This window comes from Crocosphaera sp., from assembly GCF_030064895.1.
Taxonomy (GTDB): domain Bacteria; phylum Cyanobacteriota; class Cyanobacteriia; order Cyanobacteriales; family Microcystaceae; genus Crocosphaera.
Genome location: NZ_JASJEB010000068.1, coordinates 1 through 24091, shown reverse-complemented (window position 1 = coordinate 24091; position 24091 = coordinate 1). Strand labels below are relative to the sequence as shown.

Here is a 24091-nt window from a genome sequence, read left to right as displayed (position 1 = left end):
ATTAAATAATCAATAGTTAGTAATAGATAAAAATTACAGACTGTTATTGGGGTCAAATCTCCATATTCCTTATTATATAAGGCTTTCAGGCTTGTTCTCAATTCTCTCATGAATAATGCAGGTTAGAAACTTTTTTAACACCAGAATATGGAAATCCTATTACAAATACAATAGCTGAAGGAGTTGCTATTATCTTAGAAAAAGAATTAGAAAAACGTAAAATCATAAAACAAAGTATTAAAGGATTTTATAAAAATCGTAGTAAAATATCTCACGGTGGACATAAAGCAATTTTAGAATCAGATTTGGCTCAATTACGAACATTAGTTATTGATTTTACTCAAAAAATGATTGATTCAAGAAGAATATTTCAAAACCGAAAAGCTTTGTTAGAATCGATTGAAGATCAAAAGTTAGGATAATAGACTATAATCTAAAAGTTATGCTGCTTCATTAATCACTATCTTAGGAGTTGGTAGGGGTTTTCCCTCTGCTTGATACCATTCAATTAAGCTTTCTATTGCTTCTTGACCATCTTTTGCTGCTTCTTCATAAGTCTCCCCATGACTATGAAACTGTTGAAAAGGGAAGTCTGGTAAATGAACTAAATAACATTGATCTTCGCTAGACCATTGTATAATCATGCTATAAGGAATATTCATGATAAATTCTCCAGTTTGTTCAATCTTTGATTAACTTGTTGTTCTAAGTATCGTTTTGCATCATCCCCATCTTTACCAGCAATGATAATAGGTTCATCGGGTAGAAGATCATGACTCCATATTGTATGACTTCCTTTCCCTGGTCGATAAGTAAACCCTGCTCTGCTTTACGTAATATTTTCTTTAATTCCCTTATTTTTTTAGGCATACTTTATTCTAGTTAAAAACTGTAAAGGAGGCAATATCTACCTTACAATCTATGTTTTAAGATTAACATTAATGGGTTTATAATATATCTAGGTTTAGATAACAGAATAATATCAACAGTGACCAAAAACGATCTCAAAAGACTAGAAGACTTAATCAATAACCATTTTGATCCCTTAGAAAAGGGTCAAAAAGCTTTAGAGAAAGCAAGTATTAGTGGTTTGGTAGGTTGGGTGATTCGAGGGCGAAAACTCAAACCTTAAACAGAACTATTAACCATCTTTTACTCTCCTATCTTAACAGCATTCCATACATTTGCGCTATTACTACCAATTTGTTGATTACCCATACTATAATAACCAGAAAATTCTTGATTATTGGGAAGCAAGTTAAACATAATATTACCTTGTATTTGGGAACTATTTGACCATTTACCTTCAAGAGTGCGACCATTATTAGTAATTTTTCCTTCGCTTATTTTTCCCGTTAAATTTCTCGTAGGAATCGTAAAATTTCCTGTAACGTGATTATTCTTAACCTTTAGAGTCATTATCCCTTCTAAAGTTTGATTATTCCTGCCAATAAAAGAGTGATTCCATGTTCCCGACCAATAATCATCAAGTTCTGGTTTTACTAAAGTTTTATTGTCATATTCTTGTTTATTTTCTTGAGATTGATTAATAATAGTTTCTTCAATTTTTTGGGTTTCAACAGATTTGTTGACAGTAACTAAATCATTCATATTATCAACAATTGTTTCTTTGCATAAAGAAGAATTAATTGAGATTGAATTAGGATTATTTTCTAAGAATTGTTTAAGATTATGACAACTTCTTGCCATTAATTTATGAAAAGATTCAAGTGATAATTTTACAGTATTGTCTTGACCCACAAAAGTTACTAATAAATGTCCATCTGATGAAAAACCAAGGGTTTGAATAGCATGGGTAGAGACTTGCCATAGTCCTATGTTTTTATTGTGTTTTAAGTCCCAAATTCTTATATAACCAGCATTATCTCCAGCAATAATTCTTTGATTATCGGGACTAAATATTACTGTAGTAATTCTATGTTCATCATCTATAGAGCTTCGGAAATTTTGACTTTGATCTTCATCTACCTGAAAAATAGAACTATATCGTCCTTCTTGTTTTTTATCTAAGTTCTTCCAGACACGAATCGTATTATCTTGTCCAGCACTAACTAATAATTGAGAATTAGAACTAAAGTTGATTGCCAAAACTTTTCCAATATGATCTTGAAAACTATTTAATTCATTCCCACTAGCATCTCTAATTATAATTTTATCCTCTTTATCAACAAAAGCACGTAACTTATTATTAGGACTCAAAATATCCTCATTATTGTTTACTTTATTCTTTGAAACAAAATCAATAGTTTGAGTATTAAATAATTGCTCAGGCAAATTCCATAAACGGGTAGTACCATCATCTGCCGAACTAACTAACTGTTGAGAATCAGCCGTAAATTTAACACTGCGAACAGGTCCATTATGTCCATCAAATTGGGCTATTTTTTCTCCTTTTAAGTTCCATATTCGTACGTTTCCATCTTCTCCCCCACTAGCAATTTTTTGACTATCGGGACTAAAAGCTACATTCCAGATAATACCTTTATGAGCTTGCCATACTTTTGCAACTTTCTGATCTTGAGAACCCCATAAACCATTTTCTGATCTCCAAAGAGCAAGACTACCATCATCACCAGCAGCAACAATATATTTTCCATCAGGGCTAAAAAAAGCCCCCCAACTTTTAAACTTATTAGTGGTTTGGACTGTTTTAATATCTGTTGTTTTTGGTATTAACAATGTTGATAATAGTCTTGGTTGACGAGATAGATTAACATTTTTTGTGTCCCAGATTTTTATCTCTTGATCTATGCCTAGAGTAACAATAATATCTTGATTGTTATCAGGGTGAAAATCAATACTTTTGACAAAGTTAACAGGTGGTTGATTATTATCTGCTTTCCAAAACGCTAGTTTATTTCCTTGTAAATCCCAGAAACCAATGTATCCGTTACCTCCTTCTCCTTCCAGAATTGCTAACTTTTTTCCATCTGGACTAAAAGTAACATATCTTACATAACCTTGGTCATAACCTTTATAAGCTTTAATTGCTTGATGTTTTGGTGTTTGTGATAACTTAATATCAGGTAATTTCTCAATTTCTTCTAAGTTCCAAAGACGAACAACTCCATCTTCTCCCGAACTCGCGAATAATTTACCGTCGGGACTAAAAGAAACATTCCAAATGCGTTGAGAAGGTTGATTTTCAGATGATTGTACTTTCCATGATTTTAAAAGTTTTCCTTGTAAATTCCACAGTCGTATTGTGCCATTTTCTGTTGCACTAGCAATTACTTGTTCAGAAGAATCATGAGGACTAACAACACTCCTGACAATCATACTGCTATCTCCTCTCATGCGGTTTACTTCTTTGACACGATAGACGGCCCATTGTAGGGTTGCTTCAATGTCTTCTTGGACTATATCGGTTGACTTAAATAATTGAAATAAGGGAAATTTAACCAGTGGATGTTGTAAAGTTTGTCCAGCTTGTAAACTCTGAATCATTCCATCTAATGAATGGTTTAAGCGTAAACTTGTTTCAGCAGAATTGCGAGAGGAGATTGCTTCTTGAATTAACGTATTTCGATAACCAACCAAAGAAAATACTAAACCTGTACTTAACCCTAGTATAACTGCTATGGCCACACTCCAAGTGCGACGAGTATTAAAAGTTTTGCGCTTAATGCTACGGTCAATGTAGGTTTCTGCAATACCATCTAACATCCCTATATTGCCATAATTGTTAATGTATTCCTGCGCTTCTCCTAACTTAGACCCCTGCAACAAATATTCAGCTTTTTGTTGTTTATGGTTCCATTCTGCGGCCGCTGCTTCAATTTTTCTTTCAGTAACCATCCCTTCTTGATATTCATCTTTCCATTCTCGCAACATTCCCCAATTTCTAATTAATGCTTCATGAACAACATCAATAAGAATAGTTGAGAGTGAATTTTTATGGTTTTCCTCTTGAGTTCTAACAATGAGACGGTTTTTCTCATCGGCCAACTTTTGTGTTACCTGATCTAATTGTTCTAAGGTGTGGTGAGAATTAACTAATTCATGGAGATAAACCCGTCTACGAGTATCAAACTTATTCCCAACTTGAGTTAATTCTAAAAAGATTCGTTTGGCGATCGCTTGTTCATTTTTATCTAAACTATTAAACACTTCATCGGCACGTTTTTCTAGGGTTCCTTCAATTCCTCCTAACCCTTGATAGGTTTTTAGCGTTAAAAACCGTTCCCCTTGTTTTCTAGTTTCTTGCCACAATTGAGTTAGGGTATATTCCAATAAAGGTAAACTACCTGGATAGTCTTCTACATCATTAATTAACTGTTGTTGTAGGGAACTTTCTATTTGCAAACCCACCAAATCAGCCGGCTTTTTGATAACTTCTTCAATTTCTTCTCGGTTGAGATGTTCAACATTAATATAAGGTTTCTCAATTTTATTTACTAACTTTGTATGTTCCCGTAATCTTCCCCGGAAGTCGGAGCGCATTCCTATAATAATGTGTAAATTTTTATGTTCATCTAATAACTCAATTAAACGCTCAAAAAATGTGTTACGAGTAGTTTCATCACACATGGTAAAACATTCTTCAAATTGATCAATGATCATGATTATTTTGCCTTCTTCATTTGTGCAAAATTTCGAGTTTTTATTTTTGTCATTAGGGGAAGTTATAGAAGCAGCTACCAAGACATCATTTAACTCTTTTAAGGGATTTTCTGTAGGAGAAAATGGTGTCAAATAAGTCCATAAATTACTTTCTGGTATAGCTTGACCTAATTTTAATTGATATAATAAACCTGCCCGTAACAAAGAAGATTTACCACTACCAGATGCTCCTAAAACTGCAATAAATCTACTTTCTCTTACTCGCTTAATTAAATTATTGGTTAATTGAGAACGTCCCCAAAAAAACAGGGCATCTTCTGGAGTATCCCTAAAATAATATAAAGAACGATAGGGACATTCATCTTTAAATTCTTGCGAAGAATATCTAGTTGTTAATAAAATAGAACGTTGAGAATTTTTAATCAATGGACGCTGAGAAGTAGTTTTCATCTGCTTCTCAATAAATTCTTTTAACTTATTACTATCAACAATTCCATCAGGATAATTATCGGGATTTAAACCCTCTAATAAAGTTTTAGTAAATAAACCTTGACTGTAACTAATTTCTAATCCTGTTTCAAAAGAACGAGTCCCAGTAATAAAACAATAATCCTTGTTACTAGGGAGATATTTAATTAACTCCCCACTAAAACAACAATCTAACCAAATAATAACCTTTTTAACCGAACTTCTTGCTATTTCTTCCCCTAACCACCGCAAAGAAATACCATAAATTTCTGCTTTTGGAAAAACATCACTGGTAGCCAAAAAAACATCATCATTATCATCAACAACCTGATGCCATCCATGGCCGGAAAAAAAGAATAAAGCTAAATCTGGGGTTTCTTGTTGGGAAGGAGGGTTAAAAAGATTAGTAATCTTATCTTTTAACTCATCTAATCTTACCCCTAATTTAACTTGATTAGAATCTTCTCCCTTTTGATAAGGTTGTTGGGGTAAACGTTGCACACGAAAACTCTCATAACCATAGTCATTTAAAGTTTGTGCTATATCTTCTGCATCTTTTCTAGCAACAGTTAGATTATGCAAAGTGGTAAAGATAGGATATTCATCAATACCGACGATTAAGGCTTCCCATTGCTGTGTCATAATCTTTATTCGGGGCTAAATAGGGGCAAAAGTAAAAAGTTCAAAAAAATATTGATTTTTAGTGTCCCCTAAAAATCCCAAAAATTCAACCTAACTTTAGTAACTTAATACCAATTTAATGCCAATTTCAAAAAGTCTAGCTACAAACTTCCGTAGGGGTCAACGGCCGTTGACCCCTACAAGATAAATATAAGCCAAAAAAGTTTAGAGAACCTGTGATCTTAACCAGGCAATGGGAAGATACAGCATTTTCTTGGGAGTTCTTACAAAAGCCCGTTGACTAAACACATCATAATCATTTGCTTCAATTACATCAAGAATACCCTGATACAACATCAAAGCTGCCCAAACTGGCCAACGAGAGTCTCTCGAAAGAATACGGATACCCCGTTCTGCATCTTTATAATACTGTCGGGCCCGTTTAATCTGAAAACGCATTAATTCACGCCAACGATCATCAATGATGCCTTTGAATAAATCTGTTTCTGTATAATTAAAACGATCCAAATCTTCTAAAGGTAAATAAATGCGTCCCCGTTCAGCATCTTCTCCCACATCCCGTAAGATATTGGTTAATTGATTAGCAATACCTAAAGCGATGGCTTCTTCTTGAGGAATATACTCTTCTAATTGTTGATTCCAAGGACCTACAGACGGGTGTTTTTCTACCCCTAAGACAGCATTAGACATCAATCCTACCGTTCCAGCTACCCGATAACAATAAAGTTTCAGGTCTTCAAAGGTTTGATAACGGTTACGATATAAGTCCATCTGTTGCCCTGCGATCATGTCCTCAAACGGTTCTATTTCCACAGGAAACCGTTGTAAGGTATCCACAAGGGCAACATCTTCATCGTCTAGGGGATGACCGTTAAATAGGGATTCAAGATGTTCATGCCACTGTTGTAAAGTTTCTGGGGTGGTGTATTTCGCTTGAGGTCCGTCGACTAATTCATCGGTACGACGACACCAAACATAGATCGCCCAGATGGCCCGACGTTTTTCGGGTGGCATTAACAGGGTTCCCAGATAAAAGGTTTTAGAATATTTCTGGGTAATTTGGCGACAGCGTTCGTAGGACTCTTCCACAGAGGCCAGCATTTTGGGGGGTTGGGTGGGTTTAGGCAATTGTAGCATTCAGCACAAGCAGAATGGTTTTCTATAGTAATCGGGATGTAATGGAGTTTTTTAACCGTGAGACTTTTAGCATTGTCCCATTCATTGACCGTTTCGTCATTATTTTGGGACAAAGTTTAGTCTGACTCATAGCCAAAATATTATACTAAAGAGGCTTCTTTAGTAACTTCTGGGGTGGATGGGGATGTCTTAGCTGGATAGTCTTGCGCTAGGGTTTGCGCTGTTAGTTTTCCAGATAAAACGGCCCCTTCCATGCTTCCTAGATATTTTTGCATGGTAAAGTCTCCTGCTAAATAAAAGTTAGCAATGGGAGTCTTTTGGGAGGGACGATAAGCTTGTCTGCCGGGGGTAGCTTTATAAACAGAACGGGGGGTTTTTACTACGTGATATTTGAGCAGTTTTGCACCATTTTCCCCTGTAAAATGTTGGGGGAAGAGTTGTTTAATTTCTGTCATGGTGGCTTCGATGATGGCTTCATCAGACGCTGTGATCCAATCTTGAGCCGGGGCTAACACTAACTCTAACATGGAGCGATCGGGGTCAGCATATTCTTTACAGGTGTTACTCATGTCCGCATAGACGCTGAGTAAGTCGGAACGGGAGAATAAGAGGTGATCAATATCGGTGAGTTTGCGATCGAACCAAAGATGCAGGTTAATGACAGGAACCCCTTCTAACCCTTCTAATTTATTAAATTCTTCTAGTTGTCGCCAGGGTTTGGGTAACATCACTTTTAAGGGGTCAACGGGCATGGCAGAGATATATAAGTCTGCTTCAAACTCTTCGTCAGGTTCGCCATTGAGTCCCCTGAGAAGAAACCCTTTCACCGTATTATCGTCGTTTAGTAAAATCTCTTTTAAAGGGGCATTTAGTCTGACTTCTCCGCCCCTTTCTGTAATGTAGTCTACTAAGGGTTGGCAGAGTCTTTCGGTGGGGGAACCATCCAAGAAAGCCATTTTTGAGCCGTTTTTCTCTTGTAAGAAGCGGTTGAGGGCGGTTAAAAGGATAGTAGCGGAAATTTCATCCGGGTTAATGAAGTTTAAGGCTTTGGACATGGCGATAAACACTTCTTTTTCCACTCTGGCAGGGATATTCTGCTTTTTCAGCCACTCAGACCAAGAATATTGATCCATCTCTTCAACGTAGCTTTGACCCCGTACAATGGCAGGAAGCAACCCTAAACCGAACTTAATTTTCTCTTCCCAGGTCAACATATCGTTATTACGTAAAATAGCGACAATACCGTTAACTGGGGCAGGAATATCAGGAAAATCAAATCTTGAGTAGGTTCCAGGGGTTTCGAGTTGGTTGAAGATCATGCTATGTTCTTTCCACTGTAAGCGATCTTCAATTCCTAATTCTTTAAATAATTGCAACATATTAGGATAGGCCCCAAAAAAGATATGGAGTCCGGTTTCGTACCAGTCTCCATCTTCATCTTTCCAAGCAGCTACTTTGCCACCAAGGACATCTCTTCTTTCAAGGACAATGGGGGTGTGTCCTGCATCACATAAGTATTTGGCACATGAAAGGCCCGCTAAACCGGCACCGGCGATCGCAACTCGCATTTATTTCTCTTCTCTCTATAGGTTTATGTCTTACTCATTATACTTTGCATTTCGTAACATTTTGTTTAGATTTAGAAATTTTCTTGTTGCTCCGGAGATAGTGAAGGAGCGATCACCTAATTTTAGGGTGATCGCTTAATCTGCGACATTAATGTCTAGGATTGTCTAGGTTCTTGTCTTCGAGAAAAAGCTCTATCGACGTAAAACCCGTAGCCCCATGCCACTCAGGGCGAGCAAGGCAAGGGCGAGAGTTGAGGAACCTGGTTCTGGAACCGGTTCTGCAACCGGCGTTGGAATCACGTCCTCCTCACTGAAATCCCCGATACCGACCGCACCTGATACTGTTGTTGACTCGCCGGCAGGGATTAACAGGCTCCATTGGAAGGCGACGGTGGCATCACCCGGTCCGAAGGGAACACCAGAGTTGTCCAGGTTGGTGATTGCCCCATCTTCAAGCAAGTCTAAGAGATCTGAAAATTCGAGGACCTGAAAGGCATCGGCATCGGACCCAATTACTGTGAACTCTACACCGTTTTCCTCGAACAGGACGCTGTTCGGCCCTGCCAGGGTTGCTGTGTTGGAGAAACTTGCGTCAACGTCGAGATCGACATAGTAGAATAAGTCGATGACGAGATCGGAAGCGGTTTCATTTAAGATGGACATGTTCTGGAGAACTGCCCCTTCGCCGCCCCCAAGATCAGTCAAGGTGTAGTCCAGAGAGGCTGAGAATACACCGTTGCTGGCGAAATCTAGTAAAGCTGTATTGACTGTGCTAGATGTCGGTGTCTTGTCGCTTTGGAAAACAGATTCGGACGTATCGCCGTCGACGCGGAAAAACCACCAATCCTGAAATAGGTTATCGTTGCCTCCATTGACATTGATGTCCGAGGCACCAAGATCATCACCCCGTTGTTCGTATTCAAAATCACCGTCGGTGAGGGTAAACTGTGCGTAGGCTGGGAGAGCCCAAAGCGAAGACATCGTGGTGGCTAAGGCGATACCTGCCCCTACCAGGGGGTTTCTGCTAATTGGATTTAACATTTTTGATTTTACTTTGGCTTGAGTGTTGGTCATTTTCATTAAACTTGTCGTAAATTTAATTACAACTCTCTATAAATTAAGGTGTAAACCTTATATAATCAAGGTTGTACCTTAAAGACTATAGATTTACTGTGTATGATAGCGCAACATTGAAAAATAGTGGTACTTTAACAAGAGATTAAGAAAAAATAGATGAAAATCTTATATAGCAATAGACAGGTTAGTTAGGACACATAAATTGTATTTTAAGGCAACAGGCAACAGGCAACAGGCAACAGAAAAATGTCCTAATAGCCTTGGCGACTGCTATATCTTAGTAGTTTCACTGAAAATATCGCCAGAATGCCCCCGTCATATTTTTCGACAAGACACTCATTGGGGAAAATACAGCGTGGGGCTTCTGGCAGTTAAGCTAAGCCGTCTCGTTGAGCGAGAAATTGCTAGTAGTAATACGGAAAGAACCCCCAGTAACTCTTGAAAGACAGAGGCAGAACCGCCTAGACAAGAATTATGAGACAAGAACAAAACTAAGTTTCCACTTTTGGGAATGTCAAATGGGCGATACTGGATTTGAACCAGTGACAGCCTGCTTGTAAGGCAGGAGCTCTACCGCTGAGCTAATCGCCCTAACTCACGCTTTGCTATCATAACACATCTATAAAAAAAGGACAAGTCTTTTTGGTTATCTCGTTGCAGGATATTTCAGAAAAAATAAACGTCTAGGAATGAATAGTGTTGAGTGATGACTGATAATCATGCCTTCTGGCCGTACTCATGATCGCATTACCTATCTTAGTTTACCGCCCTTAGCGGTTATAATCTATATCCTCACTGGTCGAGGAGGATGGCTATTATGGTTCAGTGGTGCGTATTTATTCAGTGGGTTGATGTTTGGGCCTGACTTGGATATTTATTCCGTACAATACAAACGTTGGGGTGTTATACGCTGGATTTGGTTGCCTTATCAATCTTTTTTAAAACATCGTTCTTTTTTCTCTCATGGGGTGATTTTAGGAACGGTGATCAGAGTTATCTATCTTTCCACTCTTGTTTTAATTTTGGCCATTTTTTTTGTAGCGATCGCCCAATTAATTTGGGGTTTTAATTGGAATTGGCGTAATTTTGCAGAAAATATCTTTAACTTACTAAAAAACGTCTATTTAGGGGAAGCGGTTGTTATCTTTATTGGATTAGAATTAGGAGCAATGAGTCATAGTTTAAGTGACTATCTGGTTAGTCATTGGAAAAGGTCTCAAAAAAAGCCCAAAAAACGACGTTATAAAGGCAAAAAAAGTAGGGGTAAATAATGGAAAATGGATAATTGACAATTATTCATTGATAAATCACCGTTTAACCCCACAAAAATAATGAATGGGAAACATAAAAACTGTTGTCTGTTCACTGTTTCCCATTTCCTCAAATTACCATTTCAACAGATTAAACTGTTCCATATCTGTTGTTTCACGGTTACGATAGATGGTTAAGACAATAGCCAAACCTACGGCAGCTTCTGCTGCTGCTACGGTAATCACAAATATAGTGAAAATTTGACCTTTAATACCCACTGGATCTAGAAAATTAGAAAATCCCATTAAGTTGAGATTAACTGCATTTAATAGCAATTCAATAGACATTAAAACTCGTACCGCATTGCGACTGGTAACTAATCCATAAATTCCGATACAGAAAAGTGCCGCAGCAAGCAATAAACAAAACTCTAACTTTATTTCCATAACACCTCAATTTTTGAACAAAAAACTAACAGTAAAATTAAACTTTCTACAAATCAGATGATTGAGAAGCAGACAATTCTCTTGCTTCTAATTCACTCAATTTTTCAGGTAATTGTAATGAAGTAACAACACCATCTTCCGTGGGTAAAGTATCAGGAATAAAGTCACGACGTGCTAAAACAATAGCCCCAACCATAGCCATTAATAAGAGTACTGAAGCCAACTCGAAAGGTAAGAGAAAATCACTAAAGAAATGTTTACCAATTTCCACAACCGTATTTTCAATTAACTCAGGTGCATTAGTTTCGATAGACCAAGGTGTAATTAACACCATTGTTGCTAATAAGGCAAAAAGTCCCACACAAACTAAAGCAGTTGCCCCTCCACGTATCCAGCGTCTAGGTAACTTTGAATAATCTTGTTTTTTATTAACCAACATGATAGCAAACAAGATTAAAACATTGACTGCACCAACATAAACTAAAACCTGTGCAGCCGCCACAAAATCAGCATTTAAGAGAATATAAATTCCCGAAATACTAACAAATACGCCTCCCAATAAGAAGGCAGAATAAACAATATTTTCCAGCAACACTACACCTAAAGCAGTGATAACAACTAATGCTGCTAAGATGACAAAGGAAACAATTTGAACTCCTTCCGCTAAATTCACGCTTATTGATTCTCCGTTTTTTCAGTGAATAATTGATATAGCTGTAACAAAAGCATCCTGTTGGTACAGGCTAAAAGCCCATGTTACTGTAGTTGATAGTTGACAAAAAATTGTTTATTTTTTGTACAATTTTTCGTCAACTTTCCCTTACTTAAGAAGAAGATTTTGCTTCTTCAATAATTTCTTCGGGACGTTTACCAGGCCGTTGACTTCCCTCTGGTAAATCATGGGGGTCAAGCACACCTTTGGGTAAATAATTTAACTCTCGTAACGGTGTTACCATGGGATCTTCAGTCACTTTATAAGGTAAGCGTCCCAAGGCTACGTTATCGTAATTTAACTCATGGCGATCGTAAGTTGCCAGTTCGTATTCTTCTGTCATGGATAAACAATTGGTGGGACAATATTCCACACAATTACCGCAGAAAATACAAACCCCAAAATCAATACTATAGTGCTTGAGTTCTTTCTTTTTACTAGCCTTATTAAATTCCCAATCAACCACAGGAAGATTAATGGGACAGACTCTTACACACACTTCACAAGAGATACATTTATCAAACTCATAGTGAATTCTCCCTCGATATCTTTCCGAAGGAATTAACTTTTCATAAGGGTATTGTACAGTCACAGGACGACGACGCATATGGTCAAAAGTTACGGATAAACCTTGACCAATATATTTCGCTGCTTCAATAGTCCCTTTGGCATAATCACCCACTTGTTTGAGCATACTAAACATGATGTTTATTCCCTAATCTGTTAACAACAAAAATTAACCGCCGAAGGCCACAGGAAAGGCTAATTTCAAGGCAGCAGTTAATAGAAGATTTACTAGAGAGACAGGTAAAAGGAATTTCCAGCCTAAATCTAATAATTGGTCAATTCGCACACGGGGAACAGTCCAACGCATGAGAATGGCAATGAAGATCAGAAAATAGGCTTTTAACACCGTCATGGTAATACCTAAAGAGGCAGTAATGACCTGTAACCAAGAACTCTCTTCGCTCACTCCTAACCATCCGGCTAACTTATCTAAGGGAACGGGAAACTCCCAACCCCCTAAATAGAGGATGGCAAAAACTAAGGCCGACAATACTAAGTTAACGTATGACCCTAGATAAAAGAGAGCAAATTTCATGCCAGCGTATTCAGTTTGATATCCGGCCACAATTTCTTCTTCTGCTTCGGGTAAGTCAAAGGGAAGTCGCTCACATTCAGCCAAAGCAGCGATCCAAAAGATGAAAAAGCCTACCGGTTGCCGCCAAATATTCCAGCCCAAAATACCATATCCTGATTGTTGTTCTACAATATCGATAGTGCTGAGGCTATTGGACATCATGACAACGGCTAAGACGGACAAAGCCAGAGGAATTTCGTAACTGATGGATTGTGCAGCCGCCCGTAAACCTCCCAATAAGGAATACTTATTATTAGAAGCGTATCCCGCCATTAATAAGCCAATGGGGGCAATACTAGATAACGTGATCCAGAGGAAAATTCCCACATTGAGGTCAGTTACCACGAGATTTTGACCAAAGGGTACAATTAAATAAGAAACGAACACTGGAAGTACCACTAAAACAGGTCCCAAGGTGAATAACCAGGGATCAGCTTTAGCCGGGATAATATCTTCTTTAAAGACTAATTTAATGCCGTCTGCTACTGGTTGCAGTACCCCCAAAGGGCCGGCGTATTCGGGGCCGATGCGTTGTTGCGCAGCAGCAGAGATTTTTCTTTCTAGCCAAACTACCACCAAAACCCCTACCGTTGCGGCAATAATCATTAAAAATGAGGGTAAAGGTATCCAGAGGGCTTTAGCAGCCCCGTTAGGTATGCCTAAGGCTGTTAGAGACTCGATAAAACGTGCTTGTAGGTCAATTCCTGAATTCATTTCGTTTAATACAGGTTATAAGTTCAGATCCTTGGTTTCATTGCCTAGTATATCGCTGTCTGTGGGATAGTTTGGTCAGTTTTACCTTAATTCCTGAAATTAAATCTTAACCATTAGTCTAGTGCTATGGTTTTGCTTGGATAGCTGTTGCGCAACAGAAAGAATAACCTAGATAGTATAATTTATTGGACTTTGCGAACATTTGTTCTAATTTGAATTACTATTGCGCAACAGAAAGAATGACTGAGAGGACAGCAACAATGAAAGTGATCTAAACTAAAATATAGGGATTTGTAACCATTAATATTATGCAATCTTTAACCAAGGCCGCCTTAACGTTAGATGAGTTTCTGTCCTCTCCTTTAGCTAACGAAAATTATGAATTTTTTAATGGAGAATTAACACAAAAAATGTCGCCAAAACGTTCTCATGCTCGTGTTACACTAAAATTATCAAGACTTTTAGATGATTGGAGTGAAAATAAAGGAGAAGTCGGCATAGAATGGGCAGTGCGTTTAAAAAGAGGGGGTAAAGATTGGTGTCCGCTTCCTGATTTATTATATGTTTCTTTTGAGAAGTTAGGTAACATTATTTTAGAGGATGATGCTTGTCCTATTCCTCCTGATTTAGTTATTGAAGTTATTTCCCCTGGTCAATCTTTTAGTGATCTTAGTGAGAAAGCAGAAGCATATTTAAAAGCAGGTGTTGATCGAGTTTGGTTAATTGATACACAAGTTAAAAAAATCACTGTTTTTTATCCTGACTCCCCTCCAGAAACCAAACAAGGTAATAATAGTTTAGGAGATAAGTTATTGCCCGATTTAAGTTTGACACCTCAATATATTTTTGAAAAAGCCGGTTTAATTGATGCTAGTTAAATAAGAATTAATCCGTTTCTAAGATTTCATTAATTTAGCTTCTGTTCAACCTCTGTGTTTCCCTATTATCTATGTGTAGAGAAGTTTAAGGAAACATCTCTACAACTACCAATGAGTTGATAAACTCGATAAGTTTGCCTTGTATATTACTTACTACAACCTGAGATATCTGGAAGATATTGTTTACTACTTAAAGGCACATTTATATTGTATTTTTGTTCTACTGATTTGATTACATTTATTACTTCCATATATGCGTCTTTATCGGTATTTCTATAATAATCTAAAGCGGCACGAAAGTATTCAATTTGGGCTTCTCGATTGTCCATGTTGCCATAAAAAACTCCAATATTGTTGTAACTAGATGCCAGAAACACATTATAATGATTTTTGCTAAACCATCCCCCATTAAAATTTGCCTCATAATCTTCTTTATGCTTTAAAGCAGAACAAATAGATTTTTTATAGAAATCAATTCCATCTTCATATTTTTCATTCTTAAAATAAATCCATGCAATTTGCCAATAAGCCGCAGGATGCATCCAATAGTAGTCAGAATTACTAAGAATATACTCATTTGTTTCTATGCTTTTCTCAAATTCTCCTTGTTTTCTATATGAGTCCCCTAATCTAGCAAGGGAAGCCGCCATTTTCATTGAGTTAGAATGTTTAGAAAATTCAGGGGATGAAAAGACTGAAATATAATGTAACAAAGCAGTTTCCTCTTGTTTTGTTTCTCCCAGGTTTGAAAAAGAGAGTGCTAAATAATAAAATGCTACTTCACTATTGGGATCTATTTCTAGAATCTTGTTCGCTATGGCTATAGTTTTATCATAATCTTTGTAACGTCGAAAATAGTCTTGCATAGCAACCTTGAAATAATAGATACTCTCATTGGTATCCCCAAGTGCTGCTGTAATTTCTCCAATTCGATCATAAACATATCCCCTAACTATATTTGTTCCATTGAGAAGATCAGAAACACCACGATCTCCTTGTATAACTTTTCTATATTCCTCTAACGCTCCTTTATAATCACCCAAATTGTAATATTCTTCAGCTTGACGCAAAGCTCGATATACTGGATTTCTCCTTTTCCTTTCAGCATTTTGCCTCATTATATTCAGAGTATTTTGCATTCTTTGTTCATATCTTTGTTTATATTCAGTTAATCTTAATCTTTGGTCGATAGGATTTTTTTGAGCATTTTCTAAGCAGACTCGATAGTAAAATCCTCTGTAATTTGCACAAGCTGAATTCGCTATTGTCTTATTAAAAGTTTCTGGATAGATTTCAGAGTCAAAAGTATTGTTTGATACATTCGGATTAATCGAAGCTGCAACTGCTTCTTTAACCCCGAATGAACATAGACAGATCATACTAACAGTCGACAATAAATTTTTCATTTTTGTATCTTTATAATTCTATTAAGGGGGAAGTTAACACAAAAAAATGATTTTGGCAAACTTCTTGTTAATAATATTGCTATTGGAGATGATTTTCGAGATTCCATAAGCTATGAAGTGTGAAGTATAATTCTAATTCATCTTCGTTGATTTTTTTAGGATTAAATACTAACTTCTTCAATTTCATCTATCGTTGACAATAAATCATTATTATCCTCTTCTAAATTAGAAAAATAACCTTTATCTGAGAAAAATGATTGATAATAAGGGCAGTTACTTTCACAATTTTTATGATGGTGTAAATCAATATTGTTTTGATTAAAATCCAATAAATAGTTGTCGAGATTAGTTAATAAATTTTCTAATTCTACAGTTGTTTTCTGATGTAGCTGTTCATTATATTGAAATGTTAAATATTGAGGTTCATGGGGTATTTTAACAAACCAATAGGTCATAGAAATTTGTTCAGGTAAATACTCAGAAGCTTCTGCTAATAAATATAAATATAATTTTGTTTGCCAATTATTAGCTAATTTTTGTTTATTTTGAGGTTGTAAATAAGTTTTCCAGTCTAAAATCTGTGCTTGATTTTCATTGATAATCAATAAATCATAAATCGCTGTTAATAAATAATTATCTTTTTCTAGGGAAAGATAATGTTCTGCTTCTCGCCAAGACTGGGAACTAAGATGATGTTGTTCATCAACAGACTTTAATAAAGAATCAACTATCTTTTTTAAATCTTGATCCATATCTAAAATTGAATCTAGAGGTAATTCTAAAAAATGTTGCTGCATTAATTGGTGAAATTGATTACCCCAGAGTAAATTTTCTTGTACATCTGGGCTAATAGGTAAACTTAACTGTTCTAAATAAACCCGTTGAAATTGAGGCGGACAAACTTGCAAAAGATTTAATTGTGCTTGAGAGAGACGAATTAAAGATTTCTTCTCAGAATTACTAATATTATTCATACAACTTCAGGAAAATACTTTGATAAACTACTACAATAAAGTAATATCATTTTAAAATGTTATGAAGCAAAATAACGAAACTCTAATTACAGTTCTTTCTCTGATCATCACTCTCGGTATTTTAGGGGGCGGATATTGGTTCTTTACGCAGCAAACCAAAAACAATGCTAGTAAACCTCTGTCTTCTCCTACTTCTAACAATCAACCTTTGAGTTCTAATACTCCCTTACCGTCTCCTCCTTCTCCTACTGCGGTTACTGCTTTTACTACCCCCAAAACCGTTCCCCAAGGAACCACCGTTAGAATTGATGGGTCAACCAGTCTTGTATTAGTCAATCAAGCCCTAAAAAATGGCTTTGAACAAAAGTTTTCAGGGGTTCAGGTCTTAACTAACGCTCAAGGGTCAACCAATGGCATTAATGCCTTATTAGCTGGTAGCATTGATATTGCAGCCATATCTCGTCCTTTAACTGCCCAAGAACAAGAAGAAGGGTTGGTCGCTATTCCCATCACCAAAGATGCGATCGCAGTAGTGGTAGGGATTAACAATAGGTTTCGTAAAAGTCTCACTTCAGCGCAAGTTAAAGGCATTTTTCAAGGTGCGACCCAAAACTGGTCCGAGGTAGGTGGAGCATCTGAAGCCATAAGAGTAATTAATAGACCTTCTACGAGTGGAACCAGGAAAATTTTTACACAATTAGTCTTAAATTCGGAAAATTTCGGTAATACGCCTAATATTACCACGATGGATAGGGATGCAACCACACCCATGTTACAACAATTAGGAAGCAATGGCATTGGTTACGCTACTTATACCCAAGTTGCAGATCAGCAAACTGTCAGGACAGTTCCTATTGATGGTTTAACCCCCGAAGCTGCTAATTATCCTTATAAAAGAACGTTATATTATGCTTATAAAAATCCTCCTTCTGAAGCAGTAAAAGCTTTTTTAGGTTATGCAACTTCTCCAAATGGAAAACAAATAGTAGAAGATTCTCAGTAATTAATAATTAAATATTAATGATAATTACTCTCTCAATAAATCTCTAAAAACTTCTTGCTGAAAATGCTTATCAAACTTTAAGATTTCAAAAATTTAGATTTTTGTTTTGTTATTAATTCCATAAACTAATTCTAAGAAACATTATCTTTATACAAGAAAATTAGCTATAATCAAAGAACATTCGAGCTAAATATGTAAAAATCATAACCTTATTGTCTATGTCTAGTGAAATAGAAAGAGAAATTCTTGAAGCAGTACAAAAACGACGCAACTTTGCTATCATTTCTCACCCCGACGCAGGAAAAACCACCCTCACCGAAAAATTGTTACTCTATGGAGGAGCTATCCACCAAGCCGGTGCAGTCAAAGCAAGAAGAGATCAACGTAAAGCAACCTCTGACTGGATGGAAATGGAAAAACAACGGGGTATTTCTATTACCTCTACCGTTCTTCAATTTGCCTATCGTAACTTCCAAATTAACCTCTTAGATACCCCCGGACACCAAGACTTTAGTGAGGACACCTATCGCACCCTAGCAGCAGCAGATAACGCTGTTATGTTGATCGATGCAGCAAAAGGGTTAGAACCCCAAACCCGCAAACTGTTTGAGGTGTGTCGTCTCAGGGGACTGCCTATCTTTACTTTCGTCAATAAAATGGATCGCCCCGCACGCGAACCCTTAGAATTATTAGATGAGATTGAGCAGGAGTTAGGACTAAAAACTTACGCGGTTAACTGGCCCATTGGAATGGGCGATCGCTTTAAAGGTGTTTATAGTCGTCGCCAAAAGGCTATACATCTGTTTGAACGTCGCTCCCACGGCTCCCAACAGGCTCAGGAAAATGTGATTAAGCTCGGCGACCCCAAAATTGAAGAATATCTCGAACAAGAGCTTTATTATCAGTTTAAAGAGGATTTAGAAATTCTCGAAGAATTAGGGGATGATCTGGACTTGGATGAAGTTCATGCAGGGAAAATGACCCCGATCTTTTTCGGTTCGGCCATGACCAACTTTGGGGTGCAACTGTTCTTAGAAGCGTTCTTAGAATACGCATTGAAACCAGAAGGCCGCAACTCATCCGTTGGGGTAGTTGATCCCACTCATCCCGAGTTTACGGGCTTTGTCTTCAAATTACAAGCCAATATGGACCCCAAACACCGAGATCGCGTGGCTTTTGTAAGGGTATGTACAGGTAAGTTTGAGAAGGATATGACCGTAAGTCATGCTAGAACGGGTAAAACTGTCCGTTTATCCCGTCCCCAGAAGCTTTTTGCCCAAGATCGTGCATCTATCCAGGAAGCGTATGGAGGGGATGTTATTGGTTTGAATAACCCCGGTGTATTTGCGATCGGTGACACCATTTATAGCGGTAAAAAATTGGAATATGAGGGGATACCTTGTTTTTCTCCTGAAATGTTTTCCTACATTAAAAACCCTAACCCCTCTAAGTTTAAGCAGTTTCAAAAAGGAATAAAAGAGTTACGGGAAGAAGGTGCAATACAAATTATGTATTCTACCGATGAGTTTAGAAGAGACCCTATTTTAGCTGCGGTGGGACAATTACAATTTGAAGTTGTACAGTTTAGGTTATTGAGTGAATATGGAGTAGAAACTAACTTAGAACCTCTCCCTTATAGTTTAGCTCGTTGGGTAAAAGGTGGCTGGAAAGCATTAGAAAAAGCAGGGCGTATTTTTAACACTATTACGGTCAAAGATAACTGGGGTCGTCCTGTTTTATTGTTTAAAAATCAATGGGGTTTACAACAGGTTAACTCAGATAACCCTGACTTGAAATTAGATGCGATCGCCCCTGTTGGTGCAGGTATTGAACCAGAATAATTGTAGGGTGGGCAATGCCCACCTAATTAGTTATTATTAGAGGTAATAAGATGACAGTAGATACTAATCAATCAACAGAAACTTTATATGAACAAGATTATAATTTATGGTTAGAAACTATTGTTAAAAAGTTACGCTTAAGGGAGTTTTCTGGAATAGATTTAGACAACTTAATTGAGGAATTAGAAAGTATGGGAAGAAGCGATAAACGTGCGCTAAAAAGTCTTCTTACCCGACTATTTGAACATTTACTTAAAATAGCTTATTGGGAAACAGAAAGAGAGTATAATCAAAATAAATGGAAGGTTGAAATAAGAACATTTCGCCAACAAATTGCTGATTTATTAAATGATAGTCCCAGTCTAAATAACCATCTAAATTCTATTTTTGAAGAGTGTTATCATCGAGCTAGAAAAAATATTATTGATCTGACTGGTTTATCTTCTCAATTTTTTCCTGATACTCCCATTAGTAATATAGAGGAAATTTTAGATGAAAATTGGTTGCCTGAATTTGATAAATAACTAATTTAATGAATGCTTATGTCTATTACACCAATTACTGAAACAATCAAATATTTATACGAAACTGATTATGATCGATGGGTTTTACAAACTGTTCAACAGTTACAGGATAAAAATTATGAAGCAATAGACTGGGAAAATTTAATTGATGAGGTAACAGACTTGAGTAGAAGACAAAGGGATAAATTAATGAGTTTGTTAACTCGTCTTTTTGAACATTTACTTAAAATAGCTTATTGGGAATCTGAAAGAGAATATAATTATCGAGGATGGAACGCAGAAATCCAAAATTTTCGTATTCAAATCAAGAGATTACTGAAAAAAAGTCCTAGTCTTCAGGTTTATTTAGTGGAAATTTTTGACGAATGTTATCAAGATGCTAGAAAAATAACTATCAAAAAAACAGGGTTAGATCCTAATATTTTTCCTAATGAACCTATCGGGAACTTAGAACAAGTTTTAGATGATGACTGGTTACCAAATATCCAATAATTGAGTCAGTTTATTATGATTACAATTGCTAAATGGTCAGTAGAAGACTATCATAAAATTGTTGAAACAGGTATTTTAAGCGATCGCCCTGTTGAACTATTAGAAGGAACTATTATCGAAATGTCTCCAGAAGGGCCATTACATCGCAAAAAATGTGATTCTGTTGCTGACTATTTACGGGAAACGTTAAAGGGTTATGCAAAGGTTTATGAAGCGCATCCTATTACCCTTTCAACATCGGAACCAGAACCAGATATTGCTATTGTTAGATTACCTGTTTCTTTCTATGATAATCATCATCCCTACCCAGAAGATATTTATTGGTTAATCGAAATTTCTGATAAAACTTTAAGCAAAGATTTACAACAAAAACGTTTAATTTATGGGAATGCTGGAATTAGAGAATATTGGGTTATTGATGTAGAAAAAAGAGAGTTAAAGGTTTTTACAAACCTATTAAATGGAGATTATCAACAGGAAGAAAGTTATACAACAGGAACAATATCAACTGTTGCTTTTCCTGAGATTCAATTATCTGTAGAAAATATAATTTAATTTTTGTCAAGAAAATTCATATTTCTTATGATTCTGCTTTTTTTGTGTCATGTATAATTATTTTACTGAAAATATGTTCAATAATTCACCTTTAGTAAGAAATATGGAAATGGAAATTAAGTTTGATTTTCTAGGGACAACTGATACCATATTAAATTTAATCACAAAAGTGGCTGAAGTTAGTAAGTTGACTCTTGATGAAGCACAAAAAAATAAGCGGATTAATGAAATTTTACAAAATCTAAATCTTAACCCTATAGAAACTGCTGATAATGTTGAAATTGTATATGCTTATGCTTTGGTGGAGTATGGTGTTTTTAAACCTCAACCTATTTTAGAGTTATTAAGAAACCGAAAAATTAAAGACGATTTTTGGGGTGCTTATACCAATAACACTCCTTTATTATTCCTAGAGAAAGTCAAAGAAGTTCTTAATCAAAATACCAAGTTAAAAACAGCTATTCAAAATTCTAGAATTGAGCTTGCTGTTGAATTAGAAGAATTTGGTGAAACTTTTATTGCCTATGCAAAAAGAACCACGGCAGATAAATTTAAAGTTAATGATAATTATCCGACTTGGGATTTGGGTTTAATTCCCAATGAGTTTGAAGCTACAGTTGAAGAGAAAACAAAATTATTTTGTGGTAGAAAGTTTGTTTTTGATGAGTTTGAGAAATTTACTCAAGAGAAAAGTAAGGGTTATTTTACAGTAATTGGTGATGCTGGTATGGGTAAAAGTGCTATTTCCTCTAAATATGTAAAAATGAAAAAAGTTCCTTGTTTTTTTAATATTTTTGCAGAGGGAAGAAATACACCTGAGCAATTTTTAAATAGTATTAGAAAACAGTTGATTAACCGTTATAAATTGCAAAATCAAGAAAATACTGATTTACGAACTTTGATACAAAAAGCAAGTGAAAAGTTATCAGAAGGAAAAAAATTAATTATTCTTGTTGATGCTTTAGATGAAGTAGAAGATGCAAAAGAAGGAACTGGTAATTTATTAGATTTACCTCAGACGCTACCTAATAATGTTTATTTCTTTTTAACGAGACGACCTTTTAAACCAGAGCATAAAAGGTTAACTGTTTCTCCTGAAACACCTTATGATGAGTTAGATTTGCGACAAAAAAAGTATCAAAAATCAAATAAAGATGATATTGAAGAGTATATCAATTTATTTATAAATTATGATAAAGAATATAAAGATGAATTGAGAAATTGGCTAAAAGAAAGAAAGATTAATGATTTTACTTTCGTTGATACAGTAACTAAGAAAAGCGAAAATAATTTTATGTATTTACGCTATGTTTTACCTGCGATCGCAAAGGGACAATATAATGATCTAGAGTTAAATGATTTTCCTGTGGGTTTAGAGGGTTATTATAATAGTCACTGGGAAAGAATGGATATGCAACATAAACGAAAAGAAATAGAAGTATTTGTACTTTTTGTTTTGTTGCAAAATAAAATCGCTCCTACTCTTAAAATAATTACTGAAACAGTTCAAAAAGCGGAAGGATTTGAAGATATTGAAGATTTAGATGTAGAAAAAGTATTAGATCCGTGGGAAGAATACTTAAAAATAGAAAAGGAACAAGGTGAAAAACGTTATAGAATTTATCATGCGAGTTTTGCTGATTTTTTGAGACATAAAAGTGAATTAAATGAAAATCGAAAAATATTTGCAAATGTTATTGATAGTAAAGTTGAGGCTACCTATCAAAACAAGGCAATTAGAAGTATTTATCAAAAAAATCGTCAATAAAATTAATCAAGATAGCTTTGAGTAATCAAGTAAAATTTAGGAATATTAATCATGGGAGCATTTTCTGAATTCTATCAGGACAGTCCAGCAGAATTGGAAAATTTTTTAGCCAATCTTGTTGACTTAATTATTAGTCCAAACTTAGAGCATAAAGTAATTTATTATGATCTCTTAACTACCTTTGATTTTTTAGAAGATAAAATCAATCATCCTAAGTTTGAGTTAGAAGCATTAATTAGGGATTATAATTTAATTGATGAGGTGGCAGAAGTAACCCTAAACTCTGAACAACTAAAAACCCTCAAATTTATTCAACGAACCTTACAATTATCCTCCCATATTTTAAATGAAGACAGGAAGCAGTTAGTGGGACAGTTATGGGGAAGATTACAGGGTTTTAATTATCCAGACATTAAAAGATTATTGAAAGATGCAGAAGATAGCAACAGTAAAAAGACTTGGTTACGTCCTCTAATTCCCAGTCTAACCACCCCCGATAGTTCTCTCATTTGTACTTTCACTGGTCATAAGGATTCGGTAAGAGCCGTGTCGGTGACCCCAGATGGCAAACAAGCGGTTTCTGCATCATCTGACAATACCCTGAAATTGTGGGATTTAGCCACAGGTCAAGAACTTTTGACCCTCATCGGTCATCACTCTTTGGTAAGAGCAGTGTCAGTGACTCCAGATGGCAAACAAGCGGTTTCTGCATCATCTGACAATACCCTAAAATTGTGGGATTTAGCCACAGGTCAAGAACTTTTGACCCTCACTGGTCATAAGGACTCGGTAAGAGCAGTATCGGTGACTCCAGATGGCAAACAAGCGGTTTCTGCATCATCTGACAATACCCTGAAATTGTGGGATTTAGCCACAGGTCAAGAACTTTTGACCCTCACTGGTCATAAGG

22 protein-coding genes, 1 tRNA gene and 1 pseudogene are annotated in these 24091 nt (G+C 36.1%); 11 read left to right on the top strand and 13 right to left on the bottom strand.

What is annotated here, in order from left to right; genetic code table 11:
- Nucleotides 1–440: 440 nt before the first annotated feature.
- Together QNJ66_RS15690 and QNJ66_RS15685 are read right to left on the bottom strand one after the other, a co-directional pair.
- A complete protein-coding gene (locus QNJ66_RS15690; RefSeq protein ID WP_300508515.1) occupies nt 441–662 on the bottom strand; it encodes a type II toxin-antitoxin system HicB family antitoxin in 222 nt (73 codons plus the stop codon).
- Nucleotides 659–870 (bottom strand): annotated as a pseudogene (locus QNJ66_RS15685) (type II toxin-antitoxin system HicA family toxin). Before QNJ66_RS15685 ends, QNJ66_RS15690 begins: the two are co-directional and overlap by 4 nt.
- A 118-nt stretch (nt 871–988) precedes the next feature.
- Between QNJ66_RS15685 and QNJ66_RS15680 the strand changes: the two are divergent.
- On the top strand, nt 989–1132 hold the full coding sequence (locus QNJ66_RS15680) for a hypothetical protein (RefSeq protein ID WP_300508513.1): 144 nt from the start codon (nt 989–991) through the stop codon (nt 1130–1132).
- Between the two features lie 20 nt (nt 1133–1152).
- Here the strand turns inward: QNJ66_RS15680 and QNJ66_RS15675 are convergent, their stop codons facing one another.
- The 4 genes from QNJ66_RS15675 to QNJ66_RS15660 form a co-directional block, all read right to left on the bottom strand.
- Nucleotides 1153–5694: a caspase family protein gene (locus QNJ66_RS15675; RefSeq protein WP_300508511.1), complete on the bottom strand. Its 4542-nt coding sequence runs from the start codon at nt 5692–5694 to the stop codon at nt 1153–1155.
- A 204-nt stretch (nt 5695–5898) separates the two neighbouring features.
- Entirely contained in the window at nt 5899–6831 is a 933-nt protein-coding gene (crtB, locus tag QNJ66_RS15670) for a 15-cis-phytoene synthase CrtB (RefSeq protein ID WP_300508509.1), read from the bottom strand.
- A gap of 140 nt (nt 6832–6971) precedes the next feature.
- Nucleotides 6972–8399, bottom strand: coding sequence for a 15-cis-phytoene desaturase (gene pds, locus QNJ66_RS15665; RefSeq protein ID WP_300508508.1), 1428 nt, complete (start codon nt 8397–8399; stop codon nt 6972–6974).
- Nucleotides 8400–8591: 192 nt separating this feature from the next.
- Entirely contained in the window at nt 8592–9479 is an 888-nt protein-coding gene (locus QNJ66_RS15660) for a hypothetical protein (protein WP_300508507.1), read from the bottom strand.
- Between the two features lie 199 nt (nt 9480–9678).
- Between QNJ66_RS15660 and QNJ66_RS15655 the strand changes: the two genes are divergently transcribed.
- Nucleotides 9679–9918, top strand: a complete 240-nt coding sequence (locus QNJ66_RS15655) for a hypothetical protein (protein ID WP_300508506.1) — start codon at nt 9679–9681, stop codon at nt 9916–9918.
- A gap of 77 nt (nt 9919–9995) precedes the next feature.
- Here QNJ66_RS15655 and QNJ66_RS15650 read toward each other — a convergent pair.
- Nucleotides 9996–10067 (bottom strand) — tRNA-Val (locus QNJ66_RS15650).
- A 128-nt stretch (nt 10068–10195) separates the two neighbouring features.
- Between QNJ66_RS15650 and QNJ66_RS15645 the strand changes: the two genes are divergently transcribed.
- The gene (locus tag QNJ66_RS15645) at nt 10196–10747 is read left to right on the top strand and encodes a metal-binding protein (protein ID WP_300508504.1); all 552 of its coding nucleotides are present in this window, start codon (nt 10196–10198) and stop codon (nt 10745–10747) included.
- A 114-nt stretch (nt 10748–10861) separates the two neighbouring features.
- Here the strand turns inward: QNJ66_RS15645 and nuoK are convergent, their stop codons facing one another.
- From nuoK to nuoH, 4 genes are all read right to left on the bottom strand, one after another.
- On the bottom strand, nt 10862–11167 hold the full coding sequence (gene nuoK / locus QNJ66_RS15640) for an NADH-quinone oxidoreductase subunit NuoK (protein WP_300508517.1): 306 nt from the start codon (nt 11165–11167) through the stop codon (nt 10862–10864).
- A gap of 52 nt (nt 11168–11219) precedes the next feature.
- Nucleotides 11220–11846, bottom strand: a complete 627-nt coding sequence (locus tag QNJ66_RS15635; RefSeq protein ID WP_300508502.1) for an NADH-quinone oxidoreductase subunit J — start codon at nt 11844–11846, stop codon at nt 11220–11222.
- Between the two features lie 151 nt (nt 11847–11997).
- Nucleotides 11998–12588 carry an NAD(P)H-quinone oxidoreductase subunit I gene (ndhI, locus tag QNJ66_RS15630; RefSeq protein ID WP_300508500.1) on the bottom strand — a complete coding sequence of 197 codons (591 nt, stop codon included), beginning with the start codon at nt 12586–12588 and terminating at the stop codon, nt 11998–12000.
- A gap of 33 nt (nt 12589–12621) precedes the next feature.
- On the bottom strand, nt 12622–13740 hold the full coding sequence (gene nuoH / locus QNJ66_RS15625) for an NADH-quinone oxidoreductase subunit NuoH (protein WP_300508498.1): 1119 nt from the start codon (nt 13738–13740) through the stop codon (nt 12622–12624).
- A gap of 308 nt (nt 13741–14048) precedes the next feature.
- Between nuoH and QNJ66_RS15620 the strand changes: the two genes are divergently transcribed.
- Entirely contained in the window at nt 14049–14618 is a 570-nt protein-coding gene (locus QNJ66_RS15620; protein ID WP_300508496.1) for a Uma2 family endonuclease, read from the top strand.
- A gap of 146 nt (nt 14619–14764) precedes the next feature.
- Here QNJ66_RS15620 and QNJ66_RS15615 read toward each other — a convergent pair whose 3' ends face one another.
- Both QNJ66_RS15615 and QNJ66_RS15610 read right to left on the bottom strand, forming a co-directional pair.
- On the bottom strand, nt 14765–16024 hold the full coding sequence (locus QNJ66_RS15615; protein ID WP_300508494.1) for a tetratricopeptide repeat protein: 1260 nt from the start codon (nt 16022–16024) through the stop codon (nt 14765–14767).
- Nucleotides 16025–16185: 161 nt separating this feature from the next.
- The gene (locus QNJ66_RS15610; RefSeq protein ID WP_300508492.1) at nt 16186–16998 is read right to left on the bottom strand and encodes a PD-(D/E)XK nuclease family protein; all 813 of its coding nucleotides are present in this window, start codon (nt 16996–16998) and stop codon (nt 16186–16188) included.
- A 61-nt stretch (nt 16999–17059) separates the two neighbouring features.
- On the opposite strand from QNJ66_RS15610, the gene QNJ66_RS15605 reads away from it, so the two are divergent.
- The 7 genes from QNJ66_RS15605 to QNJ66_RS15575 form a co-directional block, all read left to right on the top strand.
- Nucleotides 17060–18001, top strand: coding sequence for a phosphate ABC transporter substrate-binding protein (locus QNJ66_RS15605; protein WP_300508490.1), 942 nt, complete (start codon nt 17060–17062; stop codon nt 17999–18001).
- A gap of 218 nt (nt 18002–18219) precedes the next feature.
- Nucleotides 18220–19842 carry a peptide chain release factor 3 gene (locus QNJ66_RS15600; RefSeq protein WP_300508488.1) on the top strand — a complete coding sequence of 541 codons (1623 nt, stop codon included), beginning with the start codon at nt 18220–18222 and terminating at the stop codon, nt 19840–19842.
- Between the two features lie 50 nt (nt 19843–19892).
- Nucleotides 19893–20366, top strand: coding sequence for a DUF29 domain-containing protein (locus QNJ66_RS15595; protein WP_300508486.1), 474 nt, complete (start codon nt 19893–19895; stop codon nt 20364–20366).
- A gap of 12 nt (nt 20367–20378) precedes the next feature.
- On the top strand, nt 20379–20858 hold the full coding sequence (locus tag QNJ66_RS15590; RefSeq protein ID WP_300508484.1) for a DUF29 domain-containing protein: 480 nt from the start codon (nt 20379–20381) through the stop codon (nt 20856–20858).
- 15 nt (nt 20859–20873) lie between these two features.
- A complete protein-coding gene (locus QNJ66_RS15585; RefSeq protein ID WP_300508482.1) occupies nt 20874–21413 on the top strand; it encodes a Uma2 family endonuclease in 540 nt (179 codons plus the stop codon).
- Nucleotides 21414–21516: 103 nt separating this feature from the next.
- Nucleotides 21517–23181 (top strand): NACHT domain protein, encoded by a 1665-nt coding sequence (locus QNJ66_RS15580; RefSeq protein ID WP_300508480.1) that lies wholly within the window; start codon nt 21517–21519, stop codon nt 23179–23181.
- A gap of 51 nt (nt 23182–23232) precedes the next feature.
- The coding region (locus QNJ66_RS15575) for a WD40 repeat domain-containing protein (RefSeq protein WP_300508479.1) at nt 23233–24091 on the top strand (859 nt) is incomplete at its 3' end.